General features: G+C 39.2%; 18 protein-coding genes. 6 read left to right on the top strand and 12 right to left on the bottom strand.

What is annotated here, in order from left to right; genetic code table 11:
- Window positions 1-203 precede the first annotated feature (203 nt).
- Window positions 204-503, bottom strand: coding sequence for a HigA family addiction module antitoxin (locus K2F26_RS03885; RefSeq protein WP_220610427.1), 300 nt, complete (start codon window positions 501-503; stop codon window positions 204-206).
- A gap of 48 nt (window positions 504-551) precedes the next feature.
- Window positions 552-845 (bottom strand): type II toxin-antitoxin system RelE/ParE family toxin, encoded by a 294-nt coding sequence (locus tag K2F26_RS03880; RefSeq protein WP_220610426.1) that lies wholly within the window; start codon window positions 843-845, stop codon window positions 552-554.
- Between the two features lie 334 nt (window positions 846-1179).
- Between K2F26_RS03880 and K2F26_RS03875 the strand changes: the two genes are divergently transcribed.
- On the top strand, window positions 1180-1581 hold the full coding sequence (locus K2F26_RS03875) for a hypothetical protein (RefSeq protein ID WP_220610425.1): 402 nt from the start codon (window positions 1180-1182) through the stop codon (window positions 1579-1581).
- Here K2F26_RS03875 and K2F26_RS03870 read toward each other — a convergent pair.
- From K2F26_RS03870 to K2F26_RS03845, 6 genes are all read right to left on the bottom strand, one after another.
- Window positions 1578-2318, bottom strand: coding sequence for a M50 family metallopeptidase (locus K2F26_RS03870; protein ID WP_220610424.1), 741 nt, complete (start codon window positions 2316-2318; stop codon window positions 1578-1580). The two genes, K2F26_RS03875 and K2F26_RS03870, sit on opposite strands and share 4 nt — an antisense overlap.
- A gap of 92 nt (window positions 2319-2410) precedes the next feature.
- Window positions 2411-3463: a double zinc ribbon and FHA domain-containing protein gene (locus K2F26_RS03865; protein ID WP_220610423.1), complete on the bottom strand. Its 1053-nt coding sequence runs from the start codon at window positions 3461-3463 to the stop codon at window positions 2411-2413.
- Between the two features lie 141 nt (window positions 3464-3604).
- Complete coding sequence (pgl, locus tag K2F26_RS03860) at window positions 3605-4327, bottom strand: 6-phosphogluconolactonase (RefSeq protein ID WP_187041892.1); 723 nt, start codon at window positions 4325-4327, stop codon at window positions 3605-3607.
- Between the two features lie 288 nt (window positions 4328-4615).
- Entirely contained in the window at window positions 4616-5401 is a 786-nt protein-coding gene (locus K2F26_RS03855; RefSeq protein WP_220610422.1) for an MlaE family lipid ABC transporter permease subunit, read from the bottom strand.
- A 147-nt stretch (window positions 5402-5548) separates the two neighbouring features.
- A complete protein-coding gene (rph, locus tag K2F26_RS03850) occupies window positions 5549-6292 on the bottom strand; it encodes a ribonuclease PH (protein ID WP_220610421.1) in 744 nt (247 codons plus the stop codon).
- A 137-nt stretch (window positions 6293-6429) separates the two neighbouring features.
- The gene (locus K2F26_RS03845; RefSeq protein ID WP_220611764.1) at window positions 6430-7017 is read right to left on the bottom strand and encodes an adenylate kinase family protein; all 588 of its coding nucleotides are present in this window, start codon (window positions 7015-7017) and stop codon (window positions 6430-6432) included.
- Between K2F26_RS03845 and K2F26_RS03840 the strand changes: the two genes are divergently transcribed.
- From K2F26_RS03840 to K2F26_RS03820, 5 genes are all read left to right on the top strand, one after another.
- Window positions 7007-7144, top strand: a complete 138-nt coding sequence (locus K2F26_RS03840; protein ID WP_220610420.1) for a hypothetical protein — start codon at window positions 7007-7009, stop codon at window positions 7142-7144. The genes K2F26_RS03845 and K2F26_RS03840 overlap by 11 nt on opposite strands.
- 137 nt (window positions 7145-7281) lie before the next feature.
- The gene (locus K2F26_RS03835; protein ID WP_194055994.1) at window positions 7282-7818 is read left to right on the top strand and encodes a P-loop NTPase family protein; all 537 of its coding nucleotides are present in this window, start codon (window positions 7282-7284) and stop codon (window positions 7816-7818) included.
- 195 nt (window positions 7819-8013) lie between these two features.
- Complete coding sequence (gene bchI, locus K2F26_RS03830; RefSeq protein ID WP_096572098.1) at window positions 8014-9132, top strand: magnesium chelatase ATPase subunit I; 1119 nt, start codon at window positions 8014-8016, stop codon at window positions 9130-9132.
- Between the two features lie 172 nt (window positions 9133-9304).
- Entirely contained in the window at window positions 9305-9622 is a 318-nt protein-coding gene (locus K2F26_RS03825) for a hypothetical protein (protein ID WP_187041336.1), read from the top strand.
- Window positions 9623-9790: 168 nt separating this feature from the next.
- Window positions 9791-11077: a glycosyltransferase gene (locus K2F26_RS03820; RefSeq protein ID WP_220610419.1), complete on the top strand. Its 1287-nt coding sequence runs from the start codon at window positions 9791-9793 to the stop codon at window positions 11075-11077.
- A 697-nt stretch (window positions 11078-11774) separates the two neighbouring features.
- Here the strand turns inward: K2F26_RS03820 and cas2 are convergent.
- From cas2 to cas6, 4 genes are all read right to left on the bottom strand, one after another.
- On the bottom strand, window positions 11775-12047 hold the full coding sequence (cas2, locus tag K2F26_RS03815; protein ID WP_220610418.1) for a CRISPR-associated endonuclease Cas2: 273 nt from the start codon (window positions 12045-12047) through the stop codon (window positions 11775-11777).
- 113 nt (window positions 12048-12160) lie between these two features.
- Window positions 12161-13165, bottom strand: a complete 1005-nt coding sequence (cas1d, locus tag K2F26_RS03810; RefSeq protein ID WP_220610417.1) for a type I-D CRISPR-associated endonuclease Cas1d — start codon at window positions 13163-13165, stop codon at window positions 12161-12163.
- Window positions 13166-13270: 105 nt separating this feature from the next.
- Window positions 13271-13879 carry a CRISPR-associated protein Cas4 gene (gene cas4, locus K2F26_RS03805; RefSeq protein ID WP_220610416.1) on the bottom strand — a complete coding sequence of 203 codons (609 nt, stop codon included), beginning with the start codon at window positions 13877-13879 and terminating at the stop codon, window positions 13271-13273.
- Window positions 13880-14008: 129 nt separating this feature from the next.
- A complete protein-coding gene (cas6, locus tag K2F26_RS03800) occupies window positions 14009-14827 on the bottom strand; it encodes a CRISPR-associated endoribonuclease Cas6 (RefSeq protein WP_220610415.1) in 819 nt (272 codons plus the stop codon).
- Window positions 14828-14878 lie beyond the last annotated feature (51 nt).

The following is a 14878-nucleotide window of genomic DNA, read 5'->3' as shown; positions in this document are numbered from 1 at the left end:
GGGCAAGACTTAGAGGACAAGGCAGACCAGGTGACAAGGGAGGAAATACGTAACAAAAATGTACAATTGGTAACAAAAACTGAGGCTAAACAGACCATTTTTTGTATAAAATCTTCCTTGTCTACTTTCCCTCCTTGTCTTCCAGGTCCTGCCTCAACAGATAATATTAAAAACCTACCCCTGTGAGAGTCCCCAGTCTCCAACTAAGCAACAAAAGGATTAATAGTATTCAAAAAATCTGCTTCTGCTTGTTGAGTATAATACAAATCCCAACGCATTTGTAAATTGAGCCAAAATTCTACAGACATTCCCAAAAACTTAGATAAACGTAATGCTAAACTGGGAGTAATGTTCTGTTTACCTACGATTAAATCTAAAATTTGTGATTCCGTAACACCAATAGATTCAGCTACCTTTTGCGGTGTTAAACCTAAAGGATTCATAAATTCTTCTAATAACATTTCTCCAGGATGGGTAGGAGGACGATGGGTAGGGATTCTCATATTTTAGAGGTTAATTCTGTTAACTAATATTGTACTAATATATTTTATTTAATGATAATCTACAATTTCTACTAGAGTAGCACCTAAATCTTCCCAAAAAAAGCAAATGCGATATTGGTCATTAATACGAATACTATATTGACATTCTCTATCTCCTTTTAATGCTTCTAAACAATTTCCGGGAGGAATTTTTAAATCTTCTAAACTTGTCACCGAGTCTAACTGGTCAAGTTTACGTACTGCACGTTTCCAAAGAGAGGAGGGACAAGTTTTTCTTGCTGGTTTAGAATCTTTACCATTGAAAATGTCTTGTGTACCTAAATTTTTAAAACTATGAATCATTTTTTAATGTTGTCTGAATCAGTGACTGGTGACTGGTGACTGGGGATTGGGATATAATTATTTTATTGTTTTATTGTATCAGAATCAGGACACCCTGCGGGCAGTCAAAAGTCATGAGAGATGATCAAATAATATAAAATAATCAAGAATCCAAAAAATGATAATATTAAAAATCCCATCCTGAAAATCCTCAAATCCTGGACATCCTGATTCAGACAAAAAATGATAATATTAAAAATCTCATCCTGAAAATCCTCAAATCCTGGACATCCTGATTCAGACACAATAAAATAATAATAAAGTAATTATACCCCAGTCCCCAGTCCCCAAAAATGTGGAATCTCAAGATGTTCGCGCCTATATCCAAAAAGCCTTAAAATTAGATTTAATCGGTCCGAGTTCCCAAGACCTAGAATATCAAACCGAAATTTTAAACCAACCCCCTTCTAAATGGTATCTTACCGGGTTTTTAGTTCCCTTTGGTGCGCCGGTAGAAATGAAATATGACCCCACCGCAGATGATCATATAGAAACTTTTACTAATAAAGATATCGCTGAAGATGCGAAAACACCAGAAACTACTGCTGCAAGAAAAGTCCCCTTTCCTTCTTCTATCGGTTTGAGTTTTTTAATTCCTGCACAAACTGAAAACTTAGAAGTAACTGTAGAATGGGGAGACTATCAACCCCAAGAACGAGAAATAGAAACTTCCGCAGAAAATAACAACGAAGATTAATTTAAACGATAGGCAACCCGCAGACTTTGGACTAAAATCACCACAGAAGCCACAGCCATCAAAGCACCCCAAAACCAATAAGGTAACAGTAAATATCTTTGCATTTGTGCTGTATCGGAAAGCCCTAAAGATCCAGCACTATAACTAAATAGATAATTTAATTGATGGTAGGTACTCACACAAGCTTGCACACCCAAAAACTGAATAGCAAAACCCTGTACCCAGCGGGGAGTTTGCAAAGCTACTGCCAAAATAATTAAACCTAGTAAGGGTACTGCTATCAACCCAAACAAAGAACGCACCCAAACCAATGCAGAAAATAGTAAAAACCCCCCTAAAAATTTCAAACTGAGGGAAGCGGCTTTAAAACTGCGGGAAGCAAGAATTAATGCTGCGCCGGCAATAGGTGGACCCATCGGACCGGCGGCTGCCACCAAAGCAGGACCAATAGGACCTAAAGTTGAGCGCATGGAATAAGTAGCAACACCAGAACCATTATTAAAAATCTGTAATTTATGAAAATTTCCCCCCAACATCAGAGCCATCAAACCATGACCCATTTCATGAAACCAAGTTGCTAAGATGGTAAATGGATATAAAATATAATCACCTGCTGGGAATTGCCACAAAACAGCAGTGGCGATCGCTGCTCCTACAAGCCAAGTTAACCCCATGCGTTCAACTTGTGGGGGAACTTCTTGAGTTAGCAAAGATGGAAAATTTTTTGGTTCTCTCATTATGTAATATTCCTACTAATAATTCGTAACTCGTAATTTATAAATACTCATTATTAATTACGAATTACGAATTATCAATTACGAATTATTCTCTAAGAGAGTTGAAATAAGAAAGTTACCAAATCTCCCTTACCCAGACTGATGCGATCGCCTGGACGTAAGCGGTGTCTATTTCCTGGTAATAACGGCAAATTATTAATATAAGTGCCGTTAGAACTACCCACATCTTCTATATAATGTGCATCTCCCTCAACACGAATATCTGCATGAATCCGTGAGACAATTTCGGAATTAGGAAATCCTGCTACATCAATATCTGGAGGAATGCGATCATTAGGTTTACCAATATGAATTACAGACAGATTTTGTGGTAATTCAATTTCTTGGTTACTTTGGACGTGGAACAACCGCGCCACCACTTGTTGTAATTGGGTTTTAGATACAGCTACTGCGGGTGCTGGTTCTGGTGTAGGTAGAACTACCGCTTCTGGAACTGGTGCGGGTGCTGGTTCTGGAGCAGGTGTAGGTAGAACTACCGCTTCTGGAACTGGTGCAGGTGCGGGTGCTGGTTCTGGAGCAGGTGTAGCTACCGCTTCTGGAACTGGTGCGGGTGCTGGTGCTGGTGCAGGTGCTGGTGCTGGTGCTGGTGTAACTACTGCTGCTGGAGGTGGAACTGGTACAGGTGCAGGTACAGGTGCAGGTACAGGTGCAGGTGCAGGTGCAGGTGCAGGTGCAGGTGGAACTACTGCTGCTGGAGGTGGAACTGGTACGGGTGCAGGTGCAGGTGCAGGTTGTGGGGCTGCTGCCACGACAGTTGGTGGTAAAGTAGAAGCAACAAGAGGATTAGTAGAAGTATTGAGTCCTAAAGGATTAGCTTGTAAAAGTTCTAACATTGGATCAGGAGCAACCAACGGTGGTACTTCTACAGGAATATTAGGAGCGATGGTTGCACCTACTACTGTTAGTTCTGCTGCAACAGGAGCGGAGTGTAGGTTATAGCCACACTGACCGCAAAAAGCGGCATCTGCCTGGACAGTTGCCCCACAACTGGGACAGTTTGTAGTCGCTGGTAATGGAGTGTAGCAAGCTTCACACTGAACAGCGCCGTCTGGATTGGGATGATTGCAATTTGGGCAGACGATCATGAATTTAAGCCTTAATCAAGTTAGTTGTAAAATATATTACTGGTAATCAGTTGTCAGTTAACAGTTGTCAATGGCACAAAGCAAAAGGCAATTGATGTTTCCTATTCCCTGTTCCCTGTTCCCTGTTCCCTGTTCACTAATTTAGGGTTTGAGTTCTAAACCTGCTGCTTCATCTAGCAGCCATAACAATTCTCCTTGAGGTTTAATCAAGCGAGATGGATAGGTAAAATCATCAGCGGTAGGTGCAAAGACTTGAGCTAAAGCAGGTCTTTTATTAGCACCAGCAGCCAAAAAAATTACACTCCGGGCAGCGTTGATGAATGGGTAGGTAAAAGTGATGCGAGGATTACCGTCTTTGTTACCTACAGTAATCAAGCGATCGCGTACATTAAGAGCTTCTGTATGAGGAAACAAAGATGCAGTGTGGGCATCATCACCCATTCCTAGTAAAACTACATCCAATGGGGGAAAGTTTCCCGGTGCTGCATGGAAAAATTCTTGCAGATGCTGTTCATATTTGGCCGCATCTACCGCTGGATTAGCTGATAAAGTGGGTATGGCATGAATATTAGCGGCTGGGATAGCAACCCGATCTAACCATGCACGACGCGCCATAAGTTCATTGCTATCGGGGTGATCTGGTGGTACATAACGTTCATCTCCCCAGAACACATGAATTTTATCCCAAGGCAGGTTTGAAGAGGCTATAGCTTCATACAAAGGCTTAGGTGTGCTGCCACCAGATAAAGCAATAGTAAATTGCCCCCGTTCTTGAATGGCAGTGGCCAATTTGGACAGGATCAAATCCCTCGCCCGTGCTACCAGCGCCGGGAGATCCGGTAAAATTTCAACCTTCTTGTTCATGGGTTCATCATCACATAGCCGACTTTCAGCAATAGAATACCTAACTTCTGACAATTTCCTAGTTTAACTTTTGAAACTTTTAACATCATCAGAGTTAGGAGGCAAGAGGCAAAAGGCAAAAGGCAAGAGGCAAGAGGTGAAAGCAAGAATTTATTTTTCTCTCCTCAACTCCACACCCTCAACCTTAAACCCTGTTTTTCCCCATCACTGTTATAACCAGCAACTTGGTTTATTATCTGATAACTGTTAACTGATAACTGTTAACTGATAACTGTTAACTGATAACTGTTAAAGTACAGGCTGCTCAAACAGTAGCAAGGCGAGTACAAAATCCATAATAAAAATTGCTACCCAAGTAGTTACCACTGCGGTTGTTGCAGATTCTCCTACTTCCTTAGCGCCACCCCTGGTAGTCATTCCCCAACTACAGCCATTCACTGCAACTATTAGCCCAAAAATCAAACCTTTGAGCAAAATAATGAAAATATCTGAAGGTGCTAAAAAATTTCGGACTGATTCTAAAAATGTCTCTGGCTGAACTTGATAAAATTGCCATGCGGCAAAAACTCCGCCACTGATGCCGATAACTACTGCAAAAATCATCATCAAAGGCATCATCAAACAACAAGCAATGACTCTTGGCAGTACGAGATAATCTATCGGATCGGTTTTCAGCATATAAAGGGCATCAATTTGTTCTGTGACTCGCATTGCACCTATTTCCGCTGCAAACGCTGATCCTACTTGTCCGGCAATAATACTAGCAGTCAAAATTGGGGCTAATTCTCTGCAAAAAGCTAAGGCGAAAGCACCTCCCACAGTCTCCACCGCACCAAATCTCACCAATTCTCTCGCTGTTTGAATGGTGAAAATCATACCTGCAAAACCAGAGACTAAAAGAACTGGTGAGAGAGAACCAGGTCCAGCTTTAACTGTATGTTCTAGAATTTTTCGGTAATAGGTTTTGCCTTGAAGTATATGCAGGGAGATTTGACCAAAGAGCAACACTGTGGCCAAACAGCGAAAAATCCACAATTGCTCTAAATTTCTTGATGGTTGCAAGTTTACCGCCATTAGGTTGACTTTTGATATTATTCAACACAAGTGACCACAAGCGGGAAATATTGCACAGGAGGCAGGAGTCAGGAGTTCAAGGAGTCAGGAGTTCAAGGATAATTTAACCCAATCACCAGTCACCAATCACCAATCACCAATCCCCAGTCACCCCAAAGTAAACAAGGTATTCCAATCAGGTATGGCATCCCGTTGGGCTATTAATAATTCTTGGATGCCTTTTTCGGCAACATCTAATAACTGATTTAACTGCTGACGGCTAAAGCTGCCTTCCTCTGCTGTCCCCTGGACTTCAATAATTCCTAGATTGTGATTCATGACAACGTTAAAATCTACAGTAGCGGCCACGTCTTCAATGTAGTTAAGATCCAGAAATGCTTCTGATTCTAATAAGCCTACAGAAACTGCTGCCACTTGTCCACATAAAGGCGATCGCTCTAATACTCCCCCCTGCAATAATTGAGAAATAGCATGGGCTAAAGCCACAAAACTGCCTGTGATTGCTGTTGTTCTCGTTCCTGCGTCAGCTTGCAATACATCAGTATCTACAGTTAGCGTCCGTTCTCCCAACACTGCAAAATCTAAAGCTGCCCTTAAACTACGTCCAATTAAACGTTGAATTTCTTGTGTCCGTCCCGATAATTTTAATAATTCCCTTTCCTGTCGTTGTTGGGTGGCAGATGGTAGCATCCGATATTCAGCCGTTAACCAACCTTTACCACTCCCGGTTAAAAACCTGGGTACTCCCTCTGTGACACTTACAGTACAAAGTACCTGAGTATCACCGCATTTTGCCAATACTGAACCAGGGGCAAAACGGGTAAAATTAGGGTAAAAACTCAGTGGACGTAGTTCATAAGGGTTTCGACCATCGGGACGCTGCCAAGCCATTTAATTTGCCTCAGAATTTTGAAAATTTGTTCATTCTGCTTTGAGATTATCAGGAGTCAGAGAATAGGGAATAGAGAATTGGGAATTAGAATATATTAATTTTCACCCATCACCAATCACCCATCACCAATCACCCATCACCCATCACCAATTAAACTGAGAATATTGTGCTGTACTTGTTCTGGTGAGTCGTCACCATTAATAGTTAATAAACGGCGACGACGATCATAATATTCTAAAATAGGAATGGTGCAATCATAGAATAGTTCTACACGCCGCTGGACAATTTCTGGTTGATCATCTGGGAGCGATCGCCCTAAAGAACGGCTAACCATTACTGCTTCTGGTACTTGCAGATAAATAGCCCAGTCTATTTTTTGCCCTAAACTGTCCAACAAAAAATCTAGTTCTTCAGCTTTAAAAGCAGTTCGGGGGTAGCCTTCTAAGATCCAACCACAATTAACATCCAGTTGACTGAGGCGAACTTTGATACATTCAATCATCATTTCATCAGGAACTAATTCCCCTTTTTCTAGATAAGGTTTGGCAGAGGAGACTAAATCATTTGCTTCACCGTACCCATTAGCTAATTTATTACCAGATATAGTTTCCCTTAAAATCTCACCGGTGGAAATCAGAGGCATATCAAAGTATTTGCAGAGCCTTTGTGCTTGGGTGCTTTTTCCTGACCCTGAACCTCCTAAAATCACCAATTTGACCACAATTCACTCCTCATCATCATCTAAAATTCACTACTGCCTAACCCGCATTTCTCACAAACAATGCGATCGCAATCTATATAATCCTTATGGAGAAACAGTTTCGGGTATTTTTCACGGTGCTGATTTTTGACACAGTGTGAAAACCGAGAATCCAGATTTTATAAGGGTTTGAGGATTTTGGTGAGAAATCCGGGCTAACTATGTTTTACTCAAAAAATTAAAATTATCTTAGATAATTGATAGATACTACCGTTTATCTTCATCATGATGGTTGCCCAATTAGAAACCCCCAGTATCAATTCAACACTCAGCTTACAATATTCTGTAGCTGGATTAGTACAGGTTTTCACTAGCTCTCATCGTAACTTTTTTACTAGTGTTATATCACAAGCATTAAGAATTGCTGGACAAGGTACACCAGTGTTAATAGTGCAGTTCCTCAAAGGTGGTATTTATCAAGGACAGGACAAACCTATACAAATGGGGCAAAATTTAGATTGGATTCGTTGTGATTTACCACGTTGTATAGATACACCAAATTTAGATGAAACAGAAAGCCAAGCATTACAAAAGTTGTGGCAATATACACAACAGGTAGTATCTGAAGGTAAATATTCTCTTGTGGTTTTGGATGAGTTAAGTTTAGCGATTAATTTTGGTTTAATTCCAGAAACAGAGGTTTTACAGTTTCTAGCAAGCCGTCCTTCCCATATTGATATCATTCTTACAGGTCCAGAAATGCCGAAATCTCTATTGGATGTAGCGGACCAAATTACAGAAATTCGTCGCAGTCATCAGCCATAAGAGGAGTCAGGAGTCAGGAGTTTTTTATTTTGGATTTTGGATTGTTTTTGTCAACTCCAATCTAAAATCTAAAATCTAAAATCTAAAATTTTCTTCCCCAGTCACCAGTCACCAGTCACCAGTCCCCAGTCCCCACACCCAAAAATGTGGCAAAATAGGAAGTTGTAATAAGAAAAATATTGTTAAGGTAATTTAGTGACTCCAACTGCTCAAACTACAGCAAGTGCGCGTCGTGCGGTCTTTCCGTTTACTGCTATTGTCGGCCAGGAAGAAATGAAACTGGCTCTGCTGTTAAATGTGATTGATCCTAAAATTGGTGGTGTGATGATCATGGGCGATCGCGGCACCGGCAAATCTACAACTATCCGTGCTTTGGCAGACCTGTTGCCAGAGATACCCGTAGTTGCCAATGACCCCTTCAACAGTGACCCCAATGACCCGGACTTGATGAGCGATGAAGTCCGTCAGTTAGCTGCTCAAGGGGCTGAAATTCCCATAGCTCATAAAAAAGTGCAAATGGTAGATTTACCATTGGGTGCGACTGAAGACCGGGTTTGCGGTACTATCGACATTGAAAAGGCTTTGTCTGAAGGTGTGAAGGCTTTTGAACCTGGTCTTTTAGCTAAAGCAAACAGGGGTATTCTCTATGTGGATGAGGTGAACCTGTTAGATGACCATTTGGTGGATGTTCTTTTAGACTCTGCTGCTAGTGGTTGGAACACCGTAGAACGGGAAGGTATTTCTATCCGTCACCCTGCGCGGTTTGTGTTGGTGGGTTCGGGAAACCCGGAAGAAGGTGAACTGCGTCCCCAGTTACTTGACCGTTTTGGAATGCACGCGGAAATTCACACGGTGAAAGAACCTGCTTTGCGGGTGCAAATTGTGGAACAACGGGGAGATTTTGATCGTAACCCTGTGGGATATTTGGAACAACACAAGGCGGATCAGGAAGCTTTACAGGAGAAGATTGTTAAAGCTCAGGAATTGTTACCCCAAGTGAATCTTGATTATGATCTGCGGGTGAAAATTTCTGAGGTTTGTTCAGAGTTAGATGTGGATGGTTTGCGGGGTGATATTGTTACTAACCGCGCTGCTAAAGCTTTAACTGCTTTTGAAGGACGCACAGAAGTTACTGTTGATGATATTCGTCGGGTAATTACTTTATGTCTGCGTCATCGTTTGCGGAAAGATCCGTTAGAATCTATTGATTCTGGGTATAAAGTAGAAAAAGCTTTTGCTCGCGTTTTTGGTGTGGAACTTCCTGAAGATGCTACACAGAAAAACGGTACTGGTGTCAAAGCTGGTGTACGTTAGATAAGGTGATTGGGGACTGGTGACTGGTGATTGGTGACTGGTGACTGGGTAATCAGTTTGATATTTCTCTATAAACTAATTACCCATTATCAATTATCAATTATCAATTACCAATTACCAATTACCAATTACCAATTACCAATTACCAATTACCAATTACTAATTACTAATTATGAGATTATGGAATTTTTGGGTTAATACTTTAATTTTATCTAGTCAATATAATCCACCGCGATTTATTGAATTGTTGATGTTGCTGCTGGCGATCGCCATGTTAATTATTTCCACAATTATACCAGATACACCTTATTTGGTACTCGGTTTAAGTTTTGTACTTGGGGCTTCAATTTCTATTTTGGTTCGGGAAACAATATCTATCAGGGAAAACGTTCACCCACCTCTTTACCAAAGATTAATTACCCAATTTACAGCTTGTCTTTTACTCAGTATTAGTATTTATGGTTTTGTGGATTTAATTCGGTCTTTGTAAGGGTGACAGGTGACAGGTGACAGGTGACAGGTAAGAGTTTTTCCTGATTACAAATTAGGAATGAGGAATTACAAATTAGGAATGAGGAATTACAAATTACAAATTACAAATTACGAATTACGAATTACGAATTACGAATTACAAATTACGAATTATATAATAAAAATTATGAAACTCAGTTTGTGCATGATTGTTAAAAATGAAGAAGCTGCTTTACCAAGGTGTTTGGAAAGTGTGCAAAGTTTAGTAGATGAAATTGTAGTTTTAGATACGGGTTCAACTGATAAAACGCCGGAAATTGCTCAACAATTTGGTGCTAAATTACATTATTTTCAATGGTGTAATGATTTTAGTGCAGCGCGGAATGAGGCTTTAAAATATGTGACTGGTGACTGGGTTTTAGTGTTGGATGCTGATGAGGTTCTTACACCAGAAATTGCACCACAAATTAGAGAGGCGATTAATATAGATGATTATATATTAATTAATCTGGTGCGTCAAGAAGTTGGTGCGACTCAATCACCTTATTCTTTGGTTTCTCGCTTATTTCGTAAACATCCAGAAATTAAATTTGAACGTCCTTATCATGCTTTGGTTGATGATAGTATTGCGGTGATTTTAAATAAGGAGAGTTATTGGCAAGTTGGTTATTTACCGCAGGTTGCGATTTTGCATACTGGATATCAAAAATCTGCTATTAATCAACAAAATAAATATGCTAAAGCTGCAACTGCTATGCTGGAATTTTTTGCAAATCATCCAGATGATGCTTATGTTTGCAGTAAGTTGGGGGCGTTGTATGTGGAAATGGGTAAGGTTAATGAGGGAATAGAGTTATTAAATCGGGGTTTAATTCAGATTGTTGGTAGTCGCAAAAAAACAGATAAAAAACCTTTTGCGTGGTTGAAAGATTCACCTTCTAATCAGGTGAGAAATCTGCGTGATCAAGATATTCAAGAGACAAATTATGATATTTTGTATGAGTTAAATTATCATTTGGGTATTGCACATACACATTTAAAAAATTATCCTTTGGCAATTTCTTATTATCAAGCGGCGGTGAAATTACCTATTTATCCTTTGTTGAAATTGGGAGGATATAATAATTTGGGTAATTTGTTGAAAGCGACGGGAGATTTACCAGGGGCGAAAAATGCTTATGCAACTGCTTTAAAAATTGATGATAGTTTTGTGATTGGGTATTATAATTTGGGGATGGTATGTAAAGCAATGGGTTTGTTTGTTGAGGCAATTGATGCTTATAATGCTGCGATTTTTTTAAATCCTAATTATGCAGAAGCTTATCAAAATTTGGGTGTGGTGTTGTTGAAAGTGGGTGATGTGGAGAATAGTTTGGCAGCTTTTGAATATGCGATCGCTCTTCATGAAAAAGATAATCCGCAAGAGGCTAAAAGGTTGCGTCAGGGTTTGCAGGAAATGGGATTTTTGAGGTGATAGGTGATAGTTTTTAGGTGACAGGTGACAGGTGACAGGTGACAGTTTTTAAGAGTGTTTTCTGAAAACAAAAATAGAGATTTTTAGGTTTCAATTCCTCATAGGGATTATTGGAAATATCAACTTGTCTGAATCAGGATGTCCAGGATTTTAGGATTTACAGGATTATGAGTAATTTTAACTGCAACCGCCACCACAACCATCACTGTTAAAATAATGTTTCAATCCCTAATAGGGAGTAATAGAAATTGCAATTGTGACAGGCAAAGATGAGGAAAGGATTGTTTATGGCGTTTCAATCCCTAATAGGGAGTAATAGAAATTGCAATTATCCCCTGAGCAATGTCCTAATTTCTCAAGGTTTGTTTCAATCCCTAATAGGGAGTAATAGAAATTGCAATTCTTGAATACCATAGAGAGGAATTAAATCTTCGTTTCAATCCCTAATAGGGAGTAATAGAAATTGCAATAGCGGGCGGCTGAAAGCCTATATATATATAGTTTTCAAGGTTCAGTTGCGCGGATGAGATAATCATAGTCCATTTCAGAAATTGTGTCAAGGGGTAAAATGGCTGAAACTCTTGCTGTGTAAAGTGCGCGGGTGGGTGAGTTGGATAAAAATCATGAAAGCCTTGTATAGAGATAATTTCAGCCATTTTTTGTTCACCTAAAATTTTTACACCCACCCATCCGCGCATCAAGCGAAGAAAACAGTGTGATCGCGGGGTTGTTCACCACCGATTCTTTCTATTTTACCATGACAGCAAGCACAGAGGAAGTAAAAACGGATGCTATCGGTATCAGCCTTAATCAGTTTATTAAGACGCGATCGCAGTTTGGCATACTGAGTATCAGTCAACTCACATTCAAAAATACTATACTGCACCCATTGACCATAAGACTTGAGGATATTGTGGATTTTAGTCCGTCGTTTATCCTCAGAAATATCGTAAGAAACAACAACATTCATAAATTGATAATTGATAATTGATAATTGACAATTGATAATTGATAATGAATTGGTGATTGGTGATTGAGTAATAAAATATTTACTGTCACCTGTCACCTAAAAACTGTCACCTGTCACCTAATAAACAAAGGTGGATACTTGTCAGTAGTTCCCATTAAATACTTAGCTAATAACCGAGCTTGTAACTCAAAAGATTCTCGATAAGTACATTTTTTACCCATTACCGGATGTTTAAACTCTGATTGTTTTTTCTTCTCATAATGAGTGAGAAAAATTTTCCTACCTTCAGCAGTAAGAGAAACAGCATTACTTAAAGGTTCACTAATAAAATCATCCGGCTTTAAAAGTTGTTTATTCAACAAAGTCAAAACCAAAGAATCAACAACTAAAGGTCTAAATTCCTCCATTAAATCCAAAGCTAAAGAAGGACGATTATAACGATCATAATGGAGATATCCCAAAAAAGGATCAAACCCCACAATATTTACAGCAGCTTGGATATCATGACGTAATAAAGAATATCCAAAACTCAACAAAGAATTTACCGGATCAGTAGGTGGACGACGGACACGCTTAGTAAATTCAAAATTAGGATTAAGAATTAGGCGATTAAAACAACCAAAATAAACCGCACTACCAGCACCCTCTAAACCGCGTAAAGAATCAATATTTTCAGTTTTATCAATCGCTGCAATTACATTTTCCAAACGAGTAATATCAGCAGACAAATCAAGATTATCAGATTCTCGTTGACGACGCACCAGAAGTTGACGATAATTTTTTAATTTACCCCTCACAAAACCCTGCACAACATGAATAGATTGAGGTGTATTTCCCGCAGCTTGCCATTGAGCCTTTCTCACAAAAATATTACCAGACATTTGTGGTTGTAACTGTCCTAAATAATGACCTCTTTCATCAATAAAAGATAGGGGAATATGACGAGTCATCAACTCAGAAACCACCGACGGGGAAACAGTAGAACGACCCAAAACCACCACACCATCTAACTTAATAAATGGTACATCCATGATAATTTTCTTCTCAAATTTAACATTAATTCTTTCATCAACCTTGCCGATAAAAGAATCAGCTTGTGCAATGTAAAGAGTACCCATGATAAAATCCTCCTTTTAGGTGACAGTTTTTAGGTGACAGGTGACAGTAAATAGTTGATTACTCAATCACCAATTCATTATCAATTGTCAATTGTCAATTATCAATTAACTTGCTTCTTGATAACGCTCAACCTTATCAACAGCTTGGGGTAAACATCGAGCAAACAAACTACAACCATCACAGCGTTTTGTTTTTACAGATTTTGGCATTGCACCAGTAAACAACAACATTTTTACTGCTTCAATAGTGGCAATAGTATTAGATCGTAATTCTGGCGTAATTTCTACTAATTGACGTTGATGTGTTTGGGCATAATAGATATAACCAGAATTGATATTTTTACCCGTCATTTCCTCCAAACACAAAGCCTGAGCGCACACTTGTAATTCATCATTATCCCATTCTCCTTTGCGTCCGCGTTTATATTCAATTGGGTAATAATCACCATTTTCAAACTCAATTAAATCCGATTTACCAATTAATTGATATTGATCAGATTTGAGATAAATCGCCCGTATTTGGTAAACTTCATCTCGATTTTCTGCGCTCATTGTGTGGACTCTTTCATGTAAACTTGTGCCTTCAATAGTGTATTGATTATCTGTAAATTCACCAGCACAATGAATCAACCAACAACGATGGGGACAATAGGAATATTGATTTAATGAAGCGATATTTACGTAATCTTCTGGAGAGGTGATAGAGGATAGCATATAGTATTCCCAATTTGATTTTCAAAACAATAAAAAACCAATCTGTAGGTTGGGTTAAGCGACAGCGCAACCCAACAAAAACCTGTATAATGTGATAAGACAATGTTGGGTTTCGTTCCTCAACCCAACCTACTTTCTTCTCACCATTCCCATTCCCATAGTCGTTTTTCTCCCAATACCTGCATATAAGGCAACATCAGCTAAAGCATTAATTTGTTTAATTCCTATTGCTTCCACATCGCCAAGAATGCGATAACTAATGTCACCAAGACAACCAATAAATTTATTGTCATAGTTGCTAATAACCTCAGTTCTGATATTAAAAGCACTAGGATAAATTGATTCCAGGGTAATATTAGTTAATTCAATTCCGCTATATTTATTCCAGCGATTCAACAAACTATTAAAAACAGATTCTTTGGTAGGTAAAACATTGTCAAAACCACCTTGACGAAAAGCTACAGGTGTAGAAAAGATAAAATTAATTATCCTTTCTTTCTCGCTTGCTGCTTCATACAATTGAGGATAGGTACAAACATTAGCCCAAGGTTGAGAAGATTGGGGTGTACCTTGAATGCTGGTGATAAATAAATTAGCTGACCCTAAACGCCAAGGTTGTTCTGGGTTAAGATTCAACCATAAAGGTGTGAGTTGACTAAATAAATTATCATCTAATAAAGAGATGCGCCACCAACAGGGAGTACCTGCGGGAATGGAGTTTTTATGATTATATTGCAAGATATTAGATTGGGTTTTGTGTTTACTTTGTATTTGCAAAGGTGAGAGGGTAAAGGCTTTATCGGCGTTTGATTCGTGGAGGTAGTCGCCTAATTTTCTATCTACATAACTGACTAGATTCAGGAATAAGGCGTGATAATGTCTACCGGAGAGGAAATTGGGGTAAATGGGAGATTGGGGGGTGATATTGAGGATGAGACTGTGGGGCATAATTATTAATGGTTGAAAGTTTTAAGTTAAGGGCGGGCAGGATGCCCACCC

Source organism: Sphaerospermopsis torques-reginae ITEP-024, from assembly GCF_019598945.1.
In the GTDB taxonomy this organism is placed as follows: domain Bacteria; phylum Cyanobacteriota; class Cyanobacteriia; order Cyanobacteriales; family Nostocaceae; genus Sphaerospermopsis.
The sequence above is the reverse complement of the archived record's forward strand: the minus strand, read 5'-3'. Positions and strand labels throughout refer to the sequence as shown.